19 protein-coding genes are annotated in these 20,188 nt (G+C 35.0%); 16 read left to right on the forward strand and 3 right to left on the reverse strand.

Annotated features, from left to right (window positions below; genetic code table 11):
- Positions 1-29 precede the first annotated feature (29 nt).
- From ACIQXJ_RS02705 to ACIQXJ_RS02715, 3 genes are all read left to right on the forward strand, one after another.
- Complete coding sequence (locus tag ACIQXJ_RS02705) at positions 30-1,016, forward strand: LacI family DNA-binding transcriptional regulator (protein ID WP_403049336.1); 987 nt, start codon at positions 30-32, stop codon at positions 1,014-1,016.
- 257 nt (positions 1,017-1,273) lie between these two features.
- Positions 1,274-2,557 carry a histidinol dehydrogenase gene (hisD, locus tag ACIQXJ_RS02710; protein ID WP_403049339.1) on the forward strand — a complete coding sequence of 428 codons (1,284 nt, stop codon included), beginning with the start codon at positions 1,274-1,276 and terminating at the stop codon, positions 2,555-2,557.
- A gap of 66 nt (positions 2,558-2,623) precedes the next feature.
- Complete coding sequence (locus tag ACIQXJ_RS02715; protein ID WP_403049342.1) at positions 2,624-3,946, forward strand: GntP family permease; 1,323 nt, start codon at positions 2,624-2,626, stop codon at positions 3,944-3,946.
- Between the two features lie 129 nt (positions 3,947-4,075).
- Here ACIQXJ_RS02715 and ACIQXJ_RS02720 read toward each other — a convergent pair whose 3' ends face one another.
- The gene (locus ACIQXJ_RS02720; RefSeq protein WP_403049345.1) at positions 4,076-4,306 is read right to left on the reverse strand and encodes a phosphoglycerate mutase; all 231 of its coding nucleotides are present in this window, start codon (positions 4,304-4,306) and stop codon (positions 4,076-4,078) included.
- Positions 4,307-4,469: 163 nt separating this feature from the next.
- Between ACIQXJ_RS02720 and ACIQXJ_RS02725 the strand changes: the two genes are divergently transcribed.
- The 7 genes from ACIQXJ_RS02725 to ACIQXJ_RS02755 all read left to right on the forward strand — a co-directional run bounded on the left by ACIQXJ_RS02725 (position 4,470) and on the right by ACIQXJ_RS02755 (position 10,548).
- Positions 4,470-5,480, forward strand: coding sequence for a linear amide C-N hydrolase (locus ACIQXJ_RS02725; RefSeq protein WP_403049348.1), 1,011 nt, complete (start codon positions 4,470-4,472; stop codon positions 5,478-5,480).
- Between the two features lie 230 nt (positions 5,481-5,710).
- Positions 5,711-7,141: a MocR-like pyridoxine biosynthesis transcription factor PdxR gene (gene pdxR, locus ACIQXJ_RS02730; RefSeq protein ID WP_403049351.1), complete on the forward strand. Its 1,431-nt coding sequence runs from the start codon at positions 5,711-5,713 to the stop codon at positions 7,139-7,141.
- A gap of 552 nt (positions 7,142-7,693) precedes the next feature.
- Positions 7,694-8,140, forward strand: coding sequence for a YfmQ family protein (locus ACIQXJ_RS02735; RefSeq protein WP_403049354.1), 447 nt, complete (start codon positions 7,694-7,696; stop codon positions 8,138-8,140).
- Between the two features lie 434 nt (positions 8,141-8,574).
- On the forward strand, positions 8,575-8,832 hold the full coding sequence (locus tag ACIQXJ_RS02740; RefSeq protein WP_403049357.1) for a hypothetical protein: 258 nt from the start codon (positions 8,575-8,577) through the stop codon (positions 8,830-8,832).
- A gap of 23 nt (positions 8,833-8,855) precedes the next feature.
- Complete coding sequence (locus tag ACIQXJ_RS02745) at positions 8,856-9,416, forward strand: DUF4256 domain-containing protein (RefSeq protein ID WP_403049360.1); 561 nt, start codon at positions 8,856-8,858, stop codon at positions 9,414-9,416.
- A 74-nt stretch (positions 9,417-9,490) separates the two neighbouring features.
- On the forward strand, positions 9,491-10,000 hold the full coding sequence (locus ACIQXJ_RS02750) for an NUDIX hydrolase (protein ID WP_403049363.1): 510 nt from the start codon (positions 9,491-9,493) through the stop codon (positions 9,998-10,000).
- Between the two features lie 53 nt (positions 10,001-10,053).
- Positions 10,054-10,548 carry a CDI toxin immunity protein gene (locus ACIQXJ_RS02755; protein ID WP_403049366.1) on the forward strand — a complete coding sequence of 165 codons (495 nt, stop codon included), beginning with the start codon at positions 10,054-10,056 and terminating at the stop codon, positions 10,546-10,548.
- 228 nt (positions 10,549-10,776) lie between these two features.
- Here ACIQXJ_RS02755 and ACIQXJ_RS02760 read toward each other — a convergent pair whose 3' ends face one another.
- A complete protein-coding gene (locus ACIQXJ_RS02760; protein WP_340823256.1) occupies positions 10,777-10,944 on the reverse strand; it encodes a YjcZ family sporulation protein in 168 nt (55 codons plus the stop codon).
- Between the two features lie 988 nt (positions 10,945-11,932).
- Between ACIQXJ_RS02760 and ACIQXJ_RS02765 the strand changes: the two genes are divergently transcribed.
- On the forward strand, positions 11,933-12,286 hold the full coding sequence (locus ACIQXJ_RS02765; RefSeq protein ID WP_403049369.1) for a C39 family peptidase: 354 nt from the start codon (positions 11,933-11,935) through the stop codon (positions 12,284-12,286).
- A gap of 156 nt (positions 12,287-12,442) precedes the next feature.
- On the opposite strand, the gene ACIQXJ_RS02770 is transcribed toward ACIQXJ_RS02765, so the two are convergent.
- Positions 12,443-14,179 carry an ABC transporter ATP-binding protein gene (locus tag ACIQXJ_RS02770; RefSeq protein ID WP_403049372.1) on the reverse strand — a complete coding sequence of 579 codons (1,737 nt, stop codon included), beginning with the start codon at positions 14,177-14,179 and terminating at the stop codon, positions 12,443-12,445.
- Between the two features lie 168 nt (positions 14,180-14,347).
- On the opposite strand from ACIQXJ_RS02770, the gene ACIQXJ_RS02775 reads away from it, so the two are divergent.
- The 5 genes from ACIQXJ_RS02775 to ACIQXJ_RS02795 all read left to right on the forward strand — a co-directional run bounded on the left by ACIQXJ_RS02775 (position 14,348) and on the right by ACIQXJ_RS02795 (position 20,038).
- Complete coding sequence (locus tag ACIQXJ_RS02775; protein WP_403049375.1) at positions 14,348-15,778, forward strand: ABC transporter permease; 1,431 nt, start codon at positions 14,348-14,350, stop codon at positions 15,776-15,778.
- A gap of 13 nt (positions 15,779-15,791) precedes the next feature.
- On the forward strand, positions 15,792-17,288 hold the full coding sequence (locus ACIQXJ_RS02780; protein ID WP_403049378.1) for an ABC transporter permease: 1,497 nt from the start codon (positions 15,792-15,794) through the stop codon (positions 17,286-17,288).
- Between the two features lie 25 nt (positions 17,289-17,313).
- Positions 17,314-19,125, forward strand: a complete 1,812-nt coding sequence (locus ACIQXJ_RS02785; protein WP_403049380.1) for an ABC transporter substrate-binding protein — start codon at positions 17,314-17,316, stop codon at positions 19,123-19,125.
- Between the two features lie 151 nt (positions 19,126-19,276).
- Entirely contained in the window at positions 19,277-19,615 is a 339-nt protein-coding gene (locus ACIQXJ_RS02790) for a hypothetical protein (RefSeq protein WP_403049386.1), read from the forward strand.
- Between the two features lie 222 nt (positions 19,616-19,837).
- A complete protein-coding gene (locus ACIQXJ_RS02795) occupies positions 19,838-20,038 on the forward strand; it encodes a hypothetical protein (RefSeq protein WP_172772247.1) in 201 nt (66 codons plus the stop codon).
- Positions 20,039-20,188 lie beyond the last annotated feature (150 nt).

Raw genomic sequence — 20,188 nt, forward strand, 5'->3', positions numbered from 1 at the left:
AATATAGATTGAAAGAGGTTATGTACAACATGAAACAAGGAGTTACTGCCAAAGATGTAGCAAAATTGGCTGGTGTTTCACAATCTTCAGTATCAAGAGTGTATTTTGAAGGTGCGTCAGTATCTGCAAAAACTAGAGAAAAGGTTTTAGCAGCAGCACAAGAGCTTGGCTATAGACCAAACGAATTTGCACGAAGCTTAATTACAAATCAATCCAAAATTATTGGTTTAGTGATGAAAGGTGTTCAAAATCCTTTCTACCCCCAAGTATTAAAGCTATTTACGACTTCCCTTAAAAAACATGGCTATAGCGTACTATTCGTCTACACCAATAATGATGAAATTCAAAAAGAAGATATCGAAATATTATTTAATTATAATGTTGCGGGTGTAGTTATTACCGATGCATCACTTTCTTTGTCAGTTACAGAAGATTTCATAAAGTATCAAATACCGTTAGTTCTGTTTAATCGAAAAATAGATAATAATAAATTTTATTCTGTATGTTGTAACAACTTTGAGGCAAGTAAAAAGATTGCAGAATATCTATTAAGTATCGGTTGCACAAAGATGATTTATATTTCAGGGAATGAAAATACGTCTACAAGTAGAGAACGGGAAAAAGGATTTAGTGCTATGTTGCAGGGGGAAGAAGTGCACTATCAGAAATACAGTTCTGATTACACTTATGAAGGTGGGTATAATATTACTCGTAAAATTATATTAGAAAATCAATTGCCGGATGCGTTCTTTGTGGCCAATGATATTATGGCGTTAGGAGTAGTGGATGCATTAAAGGACAATAATATTGCTATTCCGAATGAAACGAAAGTAATTGGTTTTGATAATATTGAAATGGCAGCTTGGCCTACATACAATCTGACAACATGGGAGCAACCAATTACAGAAATGGTAGATGAGACTGTGAAATATTTGCTTAATGAACTAGAAGAATATTCAGGTGAAGCTAAAAATCTCGAAATTGACGGAGCCCTTATTTTGCGAAAAACAACATAATATAAAAAGTTCGTAAAGACTTATTCAATAAGCATCATGCTATATCAAAATAGGTTGCATACAGCAATATGTATGTGCATCTTATGAGAGATAGTGCGATGCTTTTTATTATTTTCTCTTAAGTTATGGTAAATAGTTAATAAAAATAACGAAAATAAATACCTGTTGACAACCTTTTATTTTTCGAATAATCTTACTTATATGATTTCTGCATACGTATGCAGAAATGAAATACTAAACAAAAAGGGGTAATAACAATGGTTAAAGTTTTGAAATCTGGAAAATCAAAAGAAGAAGTAAGCATAAATGATTCGCAGGTCTCTCAAATTGTATCGGAAGCAATTAAGGACATAGAAAAGCGAGGAGATCAAGCAGTTCGTGAACTATCTGAAAAATTCGATAAATGGTCTCCTGAAGCGTTCCGTTTAACTGACAAACAAATAAATGAAATCGTATCCAAAGTGCCTAGCGATGTAATTGAGGACATTAAATTTGCTCAAAAAAATATTCGTGAATTTGCAGAGGCGCAATTAGCTTCATTACATGATGTGGAAGTCGAAAATATTCCTGGGGTTATTTTAGGTCACAAAAATATTCCAGTTAACAGTGTTGGATGTTACATACCTGGTGGTCGCTATCCAATGGTTGCATCTGCACATATGAGTGTTTTAACTGCTAAAGTGGCAGGCGTAAAACGAGTAATTGCTTGTACGCCACCTATTAACGGAGAAATTCCACATGCCACAATTGCAGCAATGTCATTAGCAGGTGCTGATGAAATTTACCTTCTAGGTGGTATTCAAGCAATGGCTGCGATGGCAATTGGTACAGAAACAATCGAATCTGTAGATATGATTGTTGGACCAGGGAATGCCTTCGTTGCAGAAGCTAAAAGACAATTGTATGGTCGCGTAGGAATTGACTTGTTTGCGGGTCCAACAGAAACATTAGTAGTTGCTGACCATACGGCAGATGCCGAAATGATAGCAACGGACCTTCTAGGACAAGGGGAGCATGGACCAACATCACCTGGAGCGCTAATTACAACATCTGAAAAATTGGCAGAAGAAACTGTAAAAGAAATTGAACGCCAATTGCAAACGTTACCAACTGCTGATGTTGCACGTGTATCTTGGGAAGATTATGGTCAAATCCTTTTAGTAGATTCTATTGAGGAAGCTAGAGTTGAAGCAGATCGACTTGCTTTTGAGCATGTAGAAATATTAACGGAAGATCCTAATTACTTCCTTGAAAATATGACGAACTATGGTTGCTTATTCTTAGGCCCTGAGACAAATGTTGCTTATGGAGACAAAGTAATTGGCACAAATCACACATTACCGACTAAGGGTGCTGCTCGTTATACAGGTGGATTATGGGTAGGAAAATTCATTAAGACTGTTACCTATCAAAAAGTAACACCAGAGGCAAGTGCCTACATTGGGGAATATGCAGCACGTCTTTGTCAGTTAGAAAACTTTGCTGGTCATGCAGAGCAAGCTCTTCTACGTGTGAGAAGATACGGAAAAAAGAATGATTAATACTAGGTATGACGGCAAGTAAGTGAAAGTTAATAAAGCGCAAAAAGGGGATTCGGGGGGAACAATATGTTAGGGATGATTGGGTTATTTGGCGGATTGGCACTATTAATATATTTAACAATGAGAGGTATGAACTTACTCATTGCTGCACCTATAACTGCATTGCTTGTAGGGCTATTAAATGGGCTGCCGCTTTTCCCGCAGCTTGCAGAAAATGATGCTGCAAACTTTTTAACTAATTATATGTCTGGTTTCACAGGCTTTATCGCATCTTGGTATTTAATGTTTTTAACAGGAGCTATATTTGGTAAAGTAATGGAAGATAGTGGGGCGGCGGACAGTGTTTCGCAATGGATTGTCAGTAAAATCGGCATGAAACAAGCTGCATTAGCGATTGTAGTTGCATGTGCGGTTTTAACTTATGGTGGTGTGAGCTTGTTTGTTGTAGCCTTTTCTGTTTATCCTATGGCACTTAGCCTATTTAAACAGGCAGATTTACCAAGACGCTTTATTCCAGCGGCTCTTGGTTTTGGTTCAACAACGTTTACGATGACATCTGCAGGTTCGCCTGAAATACAAAACTGGATTCCAATTCAGTTTTTAGGTACCTCACCATATGCAGGATGGGAAGTTAGTTTTATTGTCGCTGTATTTATGTTAGCGTTCGGTTATTGGTGGCTCAAAAAGATGATCAACAAAGCTATGGCGAATGGAGAACGATTTGTTAGTAGAGAGACGGATATATTGACAACAACTCGAACAGATTTACCAAATCCGATTTTAAGTATTGTTCCATTACTTGTGGTATTAATTATTTCTTTTACCTTCCATAATTCATTAGGAACGTCAGCATTGATCATCGCGTTAACGGGCGGTATATTAGCAAGTTACCTCATCAACAGAAAGTTCTTTCAAAATTTTGGTGCAGCAGTAGGAGAAGGGGCAATGGGCGCTATTGTTGCGATTGCGAATACAGCTGCGGTTGTTGGCTTTGGGGGTGTCGTAAAAGCAACACCTGCTTTTGAATCTGCTGTAAAGGTTATGACAGATATTCCAGGAAGTCCATTAGTAGGTGGTGCATTAGCGGTAGCAGTTATTGCAGGATTAACGGGTTCTTCATCTGGTGGACAAGCCATCGCATTACCATTATTAGCACCACATTATTTAGATTTAGGTGTCAATCCGGAGGCGTTACACCGAACAGTTGCCATTTCTTCGGGGTCACTTGACTCGCTTCCACAAGGAGGATATGTTGTTACAACTATTCGTTCAATCTGTGGAGAAACACATAAAGATGCTTACCCAGCATTTGGTGCATTAACAGTTGTAGTGCCGGCATTAGGAGTGATATTAGCCGTAATTTTATTCTCATTAGGTTTGGGCATTTAAACGATATATGAAAACAGAAACCCAACAAATGATTGATCATCGTTTGTTGGGTTTCTTTGCTTATAAAATAAAAGGAAACTTACTTGAGTATAGTTCGGCAATAGTTTTATTTCATCGGCCAAATTTTAGTTAACGGTTTATCGTATTTTCTGTTTCATACTGTATATTTAATTTAATTTTGTTCAAGTCCCTATCAATTTTGGAAATTAACATATGTAATTCTTCATTTTCTGGAGCGTTAAACGTTTCTCCTCTTCGTTTGCTTAAAGTGACTGTTTGATTAATCAATCGCAAACAGGATTTAATTAGAGCCAAATCAGTTTTGATTGCTTCTTTGTTTATAATGTCTATTTCATCCATTAATAATCACCCCTACAAACATAATACAATATTAGTAATCATTATCCAATACGATGATTGTAGGATACATCGTTGGATAATGTGCCAATATTTAAAGCGTACCATTTATATTCATTTACCACTTTAAAAATGGGTTAAACAACATAATAGAGGGAGTGTATTTATGTTTGGTTGCAGTAGCTTATCAATTCATACAACAGATAAGAAAACTTTATTTGCTAGGACAATGGATTTTACAATGGAACCAGATAGTAAAGTAGTTATTGTCCCACGCAAATATGGCATTCGATTGCTTGAGGAAAAAAATGAGGTAACCATCAGCAATCCATACGCATTTATTGGAATGGGCAGCACGGATCTCGCATCTCCTGTTCTCTACGACGGTGTAAACGAAAAGGGTTTGATGGGCGCGATGCTTTACTATGCCACATTTGCGACTTATTCAGACGAACCTAAAGAAGGCACAAGAGGTATTAATCCGATTTATGTTGTATCACAAGTTTTGGGAAGCTGTGTAACAGTCGACGATGTTGTTGAAAAATTAGGCGCTTTTACATTATTGAATGAAGCAAATAATATACTTGGCTTCGCACCACCTCTTCACTATACATTTACGGATGCTAATGGTGAAACGATTGTCATTGAACCTGATAGAACAGGCATCACTATTCATCGTCAAACAATAGGGGTCATGACCAATAGCCCTGGTTACGAATGGCATCAGACAAATTTAAGAGCGTATATTGGTGTCACGCCTAATCCTCCCCAAGACATTACAATGGGAAATTTGAAATTAACACCGTTTGGGCAAGGGGCAGGCGGATTAGGGTTACCAGGTGATTTCACGCCATCTGCACGATTTCTTCGGGTCGCATATTGGAAGAAGTATACGGAACAAGCGAAAAATGAAATTGAAGGGGTAACTGCATTGTTTCATATTCTATCTTCGGTTAATATTCCGAAAGGTGTTGTCTTAAATAAAGAGGGGAAGACAGACTATACAATATATACTTCGGCAATGTGTGCGCAAAGCAAAAACTATTACTTTAAACTTTATGACAATAGTCGAATTTCAGTTGCTTCATTATTTGCCGAGGATTTGAATAGTCAAAAATTAATTACATTTGAGTGGAATCGTAAACAAGATATTAAACAGTTGAATGTGACAAGCTAATAGAACACCAGGCGCTTATTACGATGTTTGAGCACCTGGTCTTTTTATGTCTTTAATAACCTCAGAAACTCATTAGTGATAGAGATTGGATTTTTTAGTGGATGGCTAAAATAACATAGTAGTGGCTGGTTCATGACAAGCAAACTTAGATTAATATATAATCTTTTAGCTTGTATAAAACTGCTAAAAGATGAAAGCATGTTTGATAGAATATTATGAGGTGAGTATATATGGATTGGAAACCAGATAGAAAAGCAAAGAAAGCTATCTATAAACAACTCGCAGAATATATTGAAAAGGGGATTGCTGATGGTACATTTCCACCTGATAAACCATTACCATCTGAGAGATATTTGGCTAGTACATTGAATTTAAATAGAAGTACTGTCGTTCATGCATATGACGAATTAGAATCTTTAGGGCTAATTGACAGAACTAGAGGAAGCGGTACTACCATAAGTAAAGATATATGGGGTATAACAAAAAAGCGAATTCCGAGCTGGAATCGATATATTGAGGCGGGTTCTTTTTTACCTAGTCTACCTGTAACGCAAAAAATAAGAAAAGAAGCAGTTGAACATAAATTAATCAATTTAGCTTCCGGTGAATTATCAGAAGATCTTTTCCCTAAAAGATTTTTAAGCGAGATTACTTCAACACGTTCTTTTATTGGAAGCTTAGGATACGATCATCCACAAGGAAATGAAATCCTTAGAAGTACACTTACAAAACATGTGAAAATAAGTCGAGGAATCGAAACAAACCCTTCTTCAATACTTATAACATCTGGAGCGCAACAAGCATTACATTTAATTGTTCAATGTTTGTTAAAGCCTGGCGATGCAATTGCTATAGAGGATCCTTCATATAATTACAATCTTCCTACTTTTAAATCAGCGGGTATCCAAATACACTATTTACCTGTTGATAAAGATGGGATTAATCCAGAAGATTTGCAAATGTTATATAAAAAGCACCGAATAAAAATGATTTTTTTAAATCCATATTTTCAAAATCCGACTGGCTCCTTAATGAATCAAAAGAAAAAAGAAGCGATTTTAGACATATCCTCTAAGCTTGGAATTCCTGTTGTAGAAGACGATCCTTACAGTTTAACTGCTTTTTCTGGAGAAAAAATTTCAACCCTTAAATCAATGGATAGGAATGGCAATGTTTTATATATTAGCTCATTGTCTAAAATTGTCGCTTCAGGACTAAGAATAGGGTGGATTATAGGCCCAACATCAGTGATTGAAAGATTGTCCGATGCGAAGCAACAATTAGACTTTGGTCATTCAAGCTATACACAATGGATAGCCAATGATTTTTTGGAATCAGAAAATTTCCATTCGCATATTAAAAGATTAATTAAGGAATTAGAAAAAAGAAGAAATACAATTATTAAAAGCCTTGATACCTATTTAAAAGGGTTTGTGGAATATTCGGTTCCGCAGGGTGGTATTCATATATGGTGTAAAATACTAAAAAGCTTTAATGAAACCCAATTACTTGAAGAGTCCATTAAGCGAGGCGTCATTTATGCTCCAGGCTCTACATTGGGTTCCAAAGAAAGCTTTGTTCGTTTTACTTTCGCAAGGGAAGATGAAGATTCGATTGATGAAGGTATAAAAAGGTTTGCACAAGCTCTTCATAGTTTGTAGTTAATTGGATGACTAAAAATAAGCAAGAGTGGATGGTTTAAACGATATGGAAAACCTATATGATTGTAATAAGGGAAGATAGCATCATCCCTTAAAAGCATTAGCTGCTGATGAGAAAAACTCAAGGTGGCTACCTTTTATTATATTTAATACCGCGTTCATTTTATGATTTAGAGTTATTCCCACTCTAAGCTTAAAATGAAAGAAAATAGAGTAACCCTCCAATCCTCAGGTTGGAGAATTGCTCTATTTTTATTATGTCACAATACTTTCATTTGATATTCAAATCTTGTATGGTATGGTGTTGAATGGAGCAATTCATGAAATCCAATTACTAATGAAAATAGCAAAAAGAACATTATATTTATCTCTAAAATAAATGGATGGTCAAAAAAGCATCAAATTGGATGGTTATAATCACTATAATTCCTTTATCATTGAGAAGTGGATGATAAAACATTCATGTAGGCATTTAGTGAAACAATGGCAATGAAGGTGATAATAAATTATTTGCTATAAAAATGATAAAATTATTGAAAGAGTTGATATGATATGACATGGGGTTTAATTATTACGATAGTGATTGGATCTATTGTTAAATTGTTAATGAGTCCTCCAAGTATCGTTGTGGCATGGACTGTAAGTAAATTTGAACTTCATAAAAAACTGGATTCAAAAGATGTTACGGTAACTTATAACGGAAAGAATTTAGAAGAAGTAGAAAAAAACCGATTTACCGACTATTTTAATGAAGCTTCCTTTTTAAAAAAGCATTATATCTTCCCAGGCAATGAAAAATTATTTCTAGAGCCAGAATCGAATGTGACGCCATTTGTCATCAACGTAAAAAAGGGTAAAAAAGAAGATGTTAATTTCTTTGTTTTTAATTATGATAATCACGTTGATGTAGTGAAGAAATACAAGGAGAAAGTTGTTTCTTATAGTATAAGTTCTGAACATCTACAAAAATTTTCTTTGTCTCCTAAAGGATTAATTTAAAGGGGATAAAGTTCCCTTACCATACAATTACAAAAACATTTATCCAGCCAGTTGTCGGTATTGTACCGATAACTGGTTGTTTTAAGTTTTTGCTTGTATTCGATTATGAAGTTTTAACCGTTTGTTCTATATAACTTAATTTATTCGTCTATTATCAGAAAAACTTTGCTTGAGAATGATGTGAATAATGGATAACTTCAGCTTTTTTTTGAGACACATTTCATGATGGTAAATGGAGGATGGGTAAACTACCAGCCACAACAATTATGAGTAATGATAAAATAACGGTTAATATAAATTTTGTTTTTTTCATATAGCCCCCTCTTTATCCTTTTTCAATAATTATAATATGACAGTAAGTAGTTGAAAACGAAGAAGAAACAGGTTATTTTATATAGATAAATGAGAGTGTTTTTCAAGGTGGAATAAATGAATTGATAGATGATTTACTTGCGGCATTCATACCTAATGGTAGTATTGCTTTAGATACGCGAAAAATCGATAGAAATATTGAATTGTTAAAGAATGAATTTTGGTTTAAAGATATTTATAATGAAGAAAAATATCGAAAGTTATTTTTCGTAAATAGAAAAGTAAGGGGATATTTACAAAATAATTATCGTGTGAAAAGAATGATAAAAAAGAAAAAAATTCAAAATGCATTTATAGCCTTTTTAAATAAACAACTATGACAATTACTATGGGGGAAACGAATATGCCAAATAAAGAGTTATCACTTGAGCAGCATGAGGAACTACTAAAAACGTTGCAAGACCGATTTGAGAAAAATATGAACCGCCATCAAGGTCTTGACTGGACTAAAGTACAAGCTAAGCTTGTAGCTAATACGGAAAAACTTTGGTCGCTTAATGAAATGGAAGTGACAGGCGGCGAGCCGGATGTTGTCGAGTATGACGAAAATACGGACGAGTACATTTTTTTTGATTGTGCAACGGAAAGTCCTAAAGGTCGTAGAAGCTTTTGTTACGATCGTGAAGCATTGGAATCAAGAAAGAAGCATCAACCAGAAAATACAGTAATTGATATGGCAACTACCATGGGCATTGAACTTTTAACGGAGGAACAATATCGCAAGTTGCAGGAACTAGGAAATTTCGATTTGAAAACGTCAAGCTGGGTGCAAACTCCTGCAAATATTAGAAAACTTGGCGGAGCAATCTTTTGTGATCGTCGCTACGATACGGTCTTTATGTATCATAATGGAGCAGATTCCTACTATGCTGCAAGAGGCTTCCGTGGCTCGCTTAAAGTCTAAGTGATTAGGGCTGTTTAGACAGCTCTTTTTTATTTCCTAATAAAAGTGTGTACAGAAATAAAGGAAGTGATTATTTGATTTTCAACAAAATATTTGAGGAATCAAATATCAAAAACTACAATAACACTATGTCAAGAGAAGCGGTTAGAGCGATTATTGTAAATGAAAATCGAATTCTTTTAGTTCATTCAAATAGGGGAGATTTTAAATTTCCAGGAGGGGGTCTAGAGGATAATGAGACCCATGAGGAAGGATTAGTTCGAGAAGTAAAAGAAGAAACTGGTTACATGAATTGCAGAGTACAAAACAAGGTAGGCTTTGTCTGTGAAAAGAAAATGGATGAATATGACGATAACACATTATTCAAAATGACATCGCATGATTATTTTTGTGAATTGTTAAATGATTTGATGATTGCTCAACAATTAGACGCTTATGAATCCGCACAACAATTCACAGCAATGTGGGTTTCCATTGATGAGGCAATTAAACAAAATGAAAGCTTGATCAATGCAGCAAATAACAATAGTTGGTTGCAACGTGAAACATTTGTTTTAAAAGAGCTAAAAAAATATTTAGCTTGAGATTGCACTGAATAATAAACTTTTTAGAACAACAAATAGTTAGGACGAATAGGATGAAAGATCAAAAGGAACGTTTGAAAGAATTGCTAGCTCTGCAAAAGCAAAAAAGAATAGAGGAGGAGGATAAAAGAGAATATGAAATAGCTTTAGACGAAGTAAATGATTTGTTTCCGAATATGAGTGTTGAAGAGGAAGTAGCCATTTTATCAAAAGAAGATTCTAAAAAAATCACTGATGATTTATTTGAAGAATTTCCATTTTGTCACTCTGGAATTAACTGGACACTTATGTTTTACAAAACTATATTTTCTAACTTTGTTGACTATGAAAGCGCACTAGCAGAATTAGTGATAAAAAATCATAAAGTACATGATGAAATTTGTTATATTATTGACCTGAATGGTCCGCATGTTATTAAAACAAAATTGTTTAACATTATTCAAAGAGTCGAGGAAGTGAGGCGTTGGGATAAATATATTTATGCACCTCAAATTAAATTGGTTATTGAATTCCCTTCGAATGATATTGCGGTAGGGTGGAAGGAATAATATTAACATAGCAAATCAGGTAGAACCATAATGAAAACAGTCATTAATGCAACATTTGCAATGATGACTGTTTTTATTATAAGTATTATAAAATATTTAGCTAGTCTATTTTGAATTACTTCTTACCAAAGACGAAAGGTATCCGGATCAAGGATTAGGTTAAAAGGGTCACCAGGCTGGGAGCAACCCTTTGATTTAGAGAGGTGCGTTACATTTAGTATGATAGTATTAACAATCGTCTCCAGAACTTATGAAAGTAGCGCCGACAATAATTAAAAGAATAAATAGTACAACGATTAGCACGAATGTTGAACCGTTATTGTTATTACCATAATCATAGTTATTTACTCCACAACAATTATTGTTCCAATTGCCTGCATTTCCGTAGTATCCCATGGAAAAATCCCTCCTTTCTTCAATGTATAATATGTACATTTTCAAAAAGTAGGGGGGTGTTTATCCACAATAAAAAAGGATCACTAGGAATGACTTTTTTTATTTGATTTGTTCATGCTTCATAAGAAGCTGTTAGTTTTTGTTATAACGAACCCTTTAATATGTAAATTGCCTATAACCCTACTCAAGAGTTCTGATTCTATTATTTTTCACAAAGTTCATAGATTGGAATAATTTCAATGGAAGCGAAAGGTATTGAATGAACAGAGAAAAACAATCTTGATTTTTCAAAAAATGCAATTCTGTTTCTGCATTACCTTCTACTAGCTTTATTTGTTGTATTGATTTGTCAAAAGCTTTTTCTACAAGAATTGCAATAGTTAAGCCAGTTTTTATCTCAAAACTAAACCTTGCAGTTGAATAAGGTATCTCTCCTTCAAAGTCAGTGTAGACAGTATTTATAAACGATATATATACTTTATTGTATTATACTGGCTACTCCGAATGCTTCATTATATTCATAAAACACAATCGTTTCTTCATTAATTTCTTCAATCGCTAGAACTGATTGTTTTGTAGTTCTTTCTCGTTGCAATCCGTAATCAATTACTTCATGCTTCGTTTAAACCATTGACTTACACTTTCTTGCTGACAGCCACCTACCTAATACAAAAAAATACTACTTTTACAATAAATAATTTCTTCAGAAGGTTCATTCCTTTCAAATGGTTCAAGGCTGAACTGGAAGCTAATAGATTTAAAGATAGTGGTATGTATTCGGAGATTTGGAAAAATGGAGAGATTATATTTGAAAATTTCATATATGTTGTTGATGACTCTCTATTAGGGTATCATTTTAAGGTTTATAGTAATGATGTAATTTAAGGATATATTATATTATAGTGCACTAGGTAATGAGTCTATTAACAATAGCTCTTCTTACTGTGGAGATGCTGCATTTATTAATCATTTAGCAGGTTCAAGTTTTATGGCAACAGGCACTCTGGGTACTTCATTAGCGGATTTTGAAAATGGGCTTCGAAAACATTTAAACTTAAATCTAACTTCAAATATGTTTGAAGTAGCTCGAACAGGAGCAACATCAAAATTTAGTAATTACAAAAATCTAATTGATAATGGTCATCCAGTGGGAATTAGATTTACAAACATTATTACTGCCATTTTCGGTAGTTCGGCTTATTCTTGGCACTACGTTTTAGGAACTGGATATTCAGGTAATAATGTTCTTATGTTAGACCCTGATGGTAGTACTTCAGGAACAAAGTCATTTAATTATTCAACTTATGAATCAGATATGAATTTAATTTGGATTATTCCATAGAGAACAGAAGTTTAGATAGTATAGAATGTACGTTATTGTTAATCGCAAGCCTATCAAATTAAAAAACACCATGACAAAAAGATTGTCATGGTATTTTAGTATAGTTAATAAGTTATCTAATGTTGGTATCACCATTAGGGTGTGAAAATTTTGCTGTTACATCGCTACCCAGTGATCTTTAGAAACTTCAACAAGTTGTGTGTTGTCTATATTAAAACGATTTATCATCAGTTCTTCCTCGGACATGACCTGACGTTTCTTTTGTTTTTCAATTGCTGGGTCTGGTATTGGAATTGATTGTAGTAGCATTTTTGTATAGGGATGCTGTGGGTTTGCATAGAGTTCTTCGCTTTCGGCTAACTCAACAATTTTTCCTCCGTACATCACGGCTACGCGATCACTAATATGTTTCACCATCGACAAATCATGTGCGATAAATAAATAAGTCAAACCTAGTCGTTGTTGTAATTCTTTCAATAAGTCTACAACTTGTTTTTGAATCGAAACGTCCAGGGCAGAGAGTGGTTCATCACATACAATAAAATTCGGCTCGACAGCTAAAGCACGGGCAATACCAATGCGTTGTCGTTGCCCGCCGCTAAATTCATGTGGATAGCGTAATGCATGCTCCTTTTTTAAGCCTACTAGTTCGAGTAATTCCTCTATACGTGCGCGACGTTCCTCAGCTGATTTCGCCAATTTATGTACATCAAGTGCCTCCCCGATAATATCAAGAACCTTTTTACGAGGATTTAATGATGAGTATGGATCCTGGAAAATGATTTGCATATGTCGTCGCATACTTTTTAATTCACTTTTAGATAAGCGTGTGACAGGAACCCCTTTATACAATACTTCACCATCAGTTGGTTCATGGAGCTGTAAAATCGTCCGTCCTGTTGTCGATTTACCTGAACCAGATTCGCCTACGAGCCCGAGTGTCTCACCAGGATAAATACGGAATGACAAATCATCTACTGCTTTTAATAGTTCACCTTTTTTTAAATCGAAATGCTTAGATAGATTCCGTACTTCAATTAGCGGTACGCTCAAATCTGTACCTTCTTCGATATTAGGAGGCTGTTTTGGTTCTTTCTTTTCATGAAGCTTCGGCAGTGCATTTAATAGTTTCTTCGTATAAGGATGCTGCGGATTAGCAAATATCTCTTCCGTAGTTCCTTCCTCAACAATTTCTCCCTCTTTCATGACAATGACACGATCGCACATTCCTGCAACAACACCTAAATCATGCGTAATTAAAATGATTGATGTTCCTAGACGTTCTTGCATTTGCTTCATGATGCTTAAAATCTGTGCTTGAATTGTGACATCCAGCGCAGTTGTAGGTTCGTCTGCAATCAAGAGGGAAGGGTTACATGCGAGGGCCATCGTAATCATGACACGTTGACGCATACCACCACTAAATTCATGTGGGTACTGCTGGTAACGCTCTTCACTATTTTTAATGCCGACTAATTTTAATAATTCGATCGTTTTTTCGTAAGCTTGCTTTTTGGACATTTTTTGATGCTTCATTAAACCTTCAGCAATTTGCTCACCGACACGAATTGTTGGGTTAGTAGAAGTCATTGGGTCTTGGAAAATCATACTGATGTCTTTACCCCGAATGGCTTCCATTTGTTTTTCCGATTGTGTCACTAAATTTTCCCCTTGGAAAAGGATTGTACCTGACTTTAAAAAAGAAGGCGGTGATGGGAGAAGACGCATAATGGAACGAGCGGTTACACTTTTTCCGCTTCCAGATTCTCCAACAATGCCAACTGTTTCTCCTTTATTGACATAAAAATTAACACCTTTTACTGCTTCAAATTCGCTTTCACCCGTAATAAAAGAAACGCGTAAATCTTGTATTTCAAGAATTTTTTCACTCATCGAATGCTCATCCTTTAATAAATTTCAAATATTCTTATTGACGAACTGTAGTCGTTCATACATACTATACTATACAGGTAGGTATTGTACAATATAGAGTGTAATGTAAATTTTATCATTTTATTTTCATACCATACTACTATAGTAAGCGAAGAAAGGAGGAAATACATGAATAATTTTCAGAATATTAGAAAGCTTAATGAAAGTTATTACTTTAAGCAAATTTTTAATGAAATGACGAGAAAAAATAGTTATTCTTTTGTGTTATTTTTACTAGGATTTCCAGTGCAAATTATTACATATTTTTTATATTTGTTAAAAAAAGATAAACATTCATATGCTCAAATGTTTGCACAAACGAAAGAACGATTTATTTCGCAAGGGAAAATTCAAGCATGGGAAGCGGAATATAGGCAGCAAGAACAAACGAAGGCAGCATTTTTTAATAAATCGCTGAATGAACAGCAACTTGCATCAGTAGTTAATCAACTAACGGAACAAAAGCTTAATAGAGAAATAGAAAAGATACTAGTAAACGAAGGAATTGAAAAACAATCCTACAAAAAGTATTTTAGTAAACTACTCGAAAATCCGATTTTTTTAGCTGTGTCATTTATTCCGGGTATTTTAATGTATTGTTTCCTAATTCTATGCAGTAATGCGTTTAGTCGATTTATCGTTGAGCGCTTATTCCAAAGTGCATTTGTCATTGTTGGTGTGGCGACATTAGTATTTACTATTTTATATTTATCGCCATTTGATCCTGCACGTAATTTGCTAGGTATCGAGGCAACACCTGAACAAGTTGCAAATTTTAATAAAATTTATGGATTAGATCAGCCATATTTAGTGCAGCTCTGGCATTCCTTATCTGGACTATTTACGTTTGACTTAGGAAATTCTTTTGAAGGTAAAGAAAATATTACGCAAAGTATTATGAATAAGTTTCCAGTAACATTGGAAATTGCGTTATTTTCATTACTGATGGCGGTGGCGATTGCAATTCCTGTTGGGATTATTTCCGCGGTCCGACCGAATTCTTTTGCAGATTATGCGTTTATGTTTATCGCACTTATTGGTTTATCGATACCAAGTTTCTGGCAAGGACTCATTTTTATTTTAACGTTTTCATTAAAATTACAATGGTTCCCTGCTACGTATAATCCGAATAATTGGTTATCCATTGTCATGCCGGTTGTTGTATTAGGTACTTCAATTACTGCGTCGATTGCACGAATGACAAGATCAAGCATGCTTGAGGTCATTCATGAGGATTATATTATTACGGCAAAAGCGAAAGGGTTGAGTGAGCGCAAAGTCATTACAAAGCATGCGATTCGCAATGCGATGATTCCGATTGTTACCGTAATTGGTCTTTTATTTGGTGGTATGCTTGGCGGTGCTTCTGTTACTGAAAAAGTATTTAATATTAGTGGAATCGGAAGTTATATAGTAGATAAGCAATTCATACCGGATATTCCTGCCATCCTTGGTGGGGTTGTTTATATTGCCATTACAATTTCGATTGTCAATATGGTGATTGATGTGCTATATGCTTTCTTTGATCCACGCATTCGTTCAAAAATGAAGAAATCTTAGGAGAGGGTATATTGTGAAATTCATATCGAATGTAAAACTGCTTATGAAAATAACGCAAGAATATGTCAATGCACAGTTTACGATTGCCTTTTCTGCTATTTTTTCAGTGCTGTTTTTACTAAATAGTTTTGATTTTGTAAATGGCGTATGGCGACCGTATGTCCTTACGATATTTGTTATTTATGCCTGTACGACATTATATATATGGTTTACAACTTTTCAAATAAAAAAGGATTTAGCAAAAGAACGAGAAATTCAAACACGTACACGACTGCTTGGTTATCCATTAATGCTAACAGTCCTAGTGGGCAATGTATTTGCAGCAGGCTTCGGATTTATGCTTGCAACGAAAAATAAAACTGCAGAATATACTTTTGCTATATATGCATTTATTACTCAGATTTTTATTATTCTTATTTCGGCATTGAATTTATTTAAGCCATATGTGGTGGATACATTTTTATTAGCAATGGGAGCATTTTTAGTACTCGCAGTCTTTTATGCAGTGATGGCTGTACTTGTAGCTCGATACGTTACAATAAGCGATGCCCCTAAATGGATGATACCACTTGGAGTAGTATTGCTTTTACCTGCCCTAACAGGAAATCTTTTCTCATTCCTACTTGGCTGGACACTAATTAAAAAAGCCCGAAATTCGGATCCATCTGCCGTTGAAAAGTGGCAGAAAATATGGAATAAAATATTGCGTAATACGATGGCTGTATTCGGTATGTTCTTCATTATATTCATGTTCTCGCTATCGGTCGTTAGTTCATGGACATTTGATTATGATTTTGCAGTGCAAAATAATTATAGTGCGTTACTACAAACACCTTCTTTGGATTACCCACTAGGGACTGATAACTTTGGTAGAGATTTATTTTCAAGAATCGTGTTTGGTGCTCAAATCTCTTTAATTGTTGGCTTCTTTTCAACTATTATCCCAGCTGTAATAGGAGGAGCACTTGGCGCATTTTCAGGCTATTATGGAAAAAATACAGATAACATTATTATGCGTTTACTCGATATTTTATATGCTATCCCAGGTATCTTACTGGCGATTGCAATCATTGCAGCATTTGGTGCAAACACAGTGAATTTAATTATTGCATTGAGCGTAGGGGCAATCCCGACATACGCAAGAACGATGCGTGCGAATGTCATGCAAATTGCCAATTTTGAATTTGTTGAATCAGCAAGGGCACTCGGTGTATCTGATGCTGCCATAATTTTTAAGCATATCGTACCGAACTCTCTAGCTCCGATGATAGTGAAAGCGACTTTAACAATTGGTGGAGCGGTTATTTCAACAAGTAGTTTAAGCTTTCTTGGACTCGGAATTGAGCCACATATTCCAGAGTGGGGCAATATTTTAAAAGTAGGCAGTACGTATTTAGAAACAAATTCTTATGTAGCTATTTTCCCTGGTCTATGCATAATGCTACTCGTCTTATCGTTTAACTTTTTCGGTGATGGGTTACGTGATGCACTTGATCCTAAAACAAACTAAATTTATTTATTGGAGGAATAGAGAGATGAACAAAAAATTATTTACACTTGCTGCATCAGCTACCGTTGCGGCGGTCGCTTTAGCAGGGTGTGTAGAAACTAAATCGAATGTTGAAAATAAAGGTGATAAATCAGATACAGCGAGTACAAAGCCCGTTATTGAAGTGCTAGGTATGGCAGCTCAAGAACAAGATATGAATATTGTACGCGACCAATTAGTGAAAAATGGCTTTGATGTAAAATTAAATATTCAACCAGACTTCGGTTCATATTCAGCACAAAAAGATGCTGGCAACTATGATGTGGCAATTTCTAGCTGGACGACTGTAACAGGAAATCCAGACTACGCAGTACGTGGGTTATTTAAAACTGGCGGAGATTATAGTGTGACGGCAGATGCTACAGTCGATAAATTAATTGATGAAGCTAGTACTTTAACTGGCGATGCTGCCAAAGATAAATATAAAGAGCTTGAGCAAGCATTAGTATTTGATAATGCTTATATTGCACCTTTATACATTTCTCAAAAATTCCAAGGTATTTATTCGAAAAAAGTAAACCCAGATACTGTACGTTTACCAAAATCACGTGCTCAAGCATGGGAATCAATTGCATTTAATGATACTGCTAAAAATGCGACAGACACATTAGTGTTGCATCAATCAATTGGCTCATTAACTTCTCTAGACCCGATTAAAGGGAATGACGGTTCTATTAATACATTAAATACGAATATGTATGTTCGATTAGTAAATTTATCTGATACTGATGAAGTAGTATCTGACGGCTCATTATCTTATAATCATGCTATTTCTGAAAATAACCAAGAGTACTATTTCGTATTACGTGATGGTATTAATTTTGCTAAAGTGGAAAATGGCAAAGCAGTGGATACTGGTGATCTAGTATCGGCTGAAGATGTTGTATTCTCACTAGAACGTGCGAAAGATCAAAATTCAGTACCAGACCACCGCACATATTCTATTCATGAAAATATTGATTCTGTAGAGGTAGTTTCAGATATTACTTCACTTGAATCAGTAAAAACAGCTGATGGAAAGTCAGTTTTAGATGAACTATCAGATAAACTACCAGCAGCGATTGCTCAAGTCGTAACGGACGAAGCGAACGTAGACAATGCAGCAGGTAAATATCAAGTTGTGAAAATTACAACACCAAATCCGTTCCCTCAAGTGCTGAATTATTTAGCTCACCAATCGGGAGGAATCGTGTCTGAAGCGGCGGTTAAAGCGGTTAATACTTTTGACGTAGCAAGCTATGATCCAAATGTAAATGTTGCATATGGTGACCAAGCAACTGTTACAGAAGGCGCAACTTATGCTAACCATTTAGCAGCTTCTGGTCCTTACATTTTAGTTCAAAAAAATGATTACGAAGCAACCTTTGTTAAAAATCCTGCATACCAAGTTGGTACTGACAACGAGCCGAAAATTAATAACATAAGTGTTCGTTTCATTGAAGATAATGACAGTGCGCTATCTGCACTTCGTAATGGTGAAATTGATGTATTACAATCAGTACCAGAAACTAAAATTGATGTAGTTAAAGGCGATGCAAACTTAACTTTAAAAACAGCTGATAGCAATGCTGTCTCTTATTTACTCGTTAATCCAAAAGGTCGCGAAGTATCGAAATCGGTAGACTTACGTAAAGCAATCCTTTACTCTATCAACCAAGATGAATTTATTAGCTACTACCAAGGCAATAAAAAACCAGCGGTATCAACAGTTTCTCCACTTGTTGACACAGGCTTAAAGCTAACAGCAGATAGCTCAAAAGTAAAAGAATTCTTAAGTGCTTATAAAGCTAGCAAATAAAGTGTCAGGCACATGAATTGAAGCACTTCAAATCCTAATCTAAGGGTTTGAAGTGCTTTTTTTTGAGTGCCTGGCACTTTTTTTGTTTAAATTTAGAACTTAATCCAAGTTTAGTCGTATAAAAAGGAAAAGAATAGAAGGGGAGTTGTATATGCGAAAGAAAGATTACATCATTTTGATTGTAACATTGTTTGTTGAAGCGATTATTACGTACTTTATTGCATCATTTTTCTCCGTTAGATTTATCGAAATAATGTTCTTTATTGGCTTTGCAATTGCTGGTGGTATTTTTTACTTTTCGAGTAGTGGAGGTCCAATGGCTAGATTCAATGAAGTGCAAGTTACTGCTCAAACAGGGATCATTCATAAAAGCGAGCAATATATCGCAAAGAAAGGACCGATATTTTTTGCCTCCGTACTATTTTGCTTAATTGGACTAGTTTTCTTTCTTCTTCTAATTGCATGTATAATTCCACCTAAAGAAATTTAAATAATGTTATTTAAAGGAGAGCATACAGCTGACGCAGCTCTCTGCAAAATAAAAAGCCCTTCTAATTTTTCGAGGATTGGAGGGGCTTGTTGTTGTTTACGAGTGGATTAGAGATTTAACAAGTATAGGTAAAAAAACTCACAGCGTTTTTAAATCAACGTAACGAATAAATTGCATAACATTTGGAAAGTACTTTATGTAAAAAAATTGGAGTTGATTTGTTTGGAATTTATTAAAGATAAAGAGCTTTACTGCTATAGCTGTCGCAAAAAGACGGTCTTTACATGTAAAGATGGGCATCATAAAAGTGGCGTAGAAAGTCATTGCAGCGAATGTAGTGGTATTTGGTTTGAATGGCAAAATCGAGCAGTTGAAAGAGAAATGGAAAAATGGGTTGAATATAACCAAAGAATCGTAAATTAATACAAGCGCTTCACAATTTATGTTATTCTACCTTGTAAATTATTATATTAAAAGAAAGATTTTACCTTAAATTATTGCGATAATTTGCTTAAAAGTGATACAAATTATCCAAATAGTTCACTTACTTAGAACTTAAGGCTTCCGAATATA

Origin of the sequence: Lysinibacillus sp. NPDC097868, from assembly GCF_044761135.1 — a bacterium.
GTDB lineage: Bacteria > Bacillota > Bacilli > Bacillales_A > Planococcaceae > Lysinibacillus.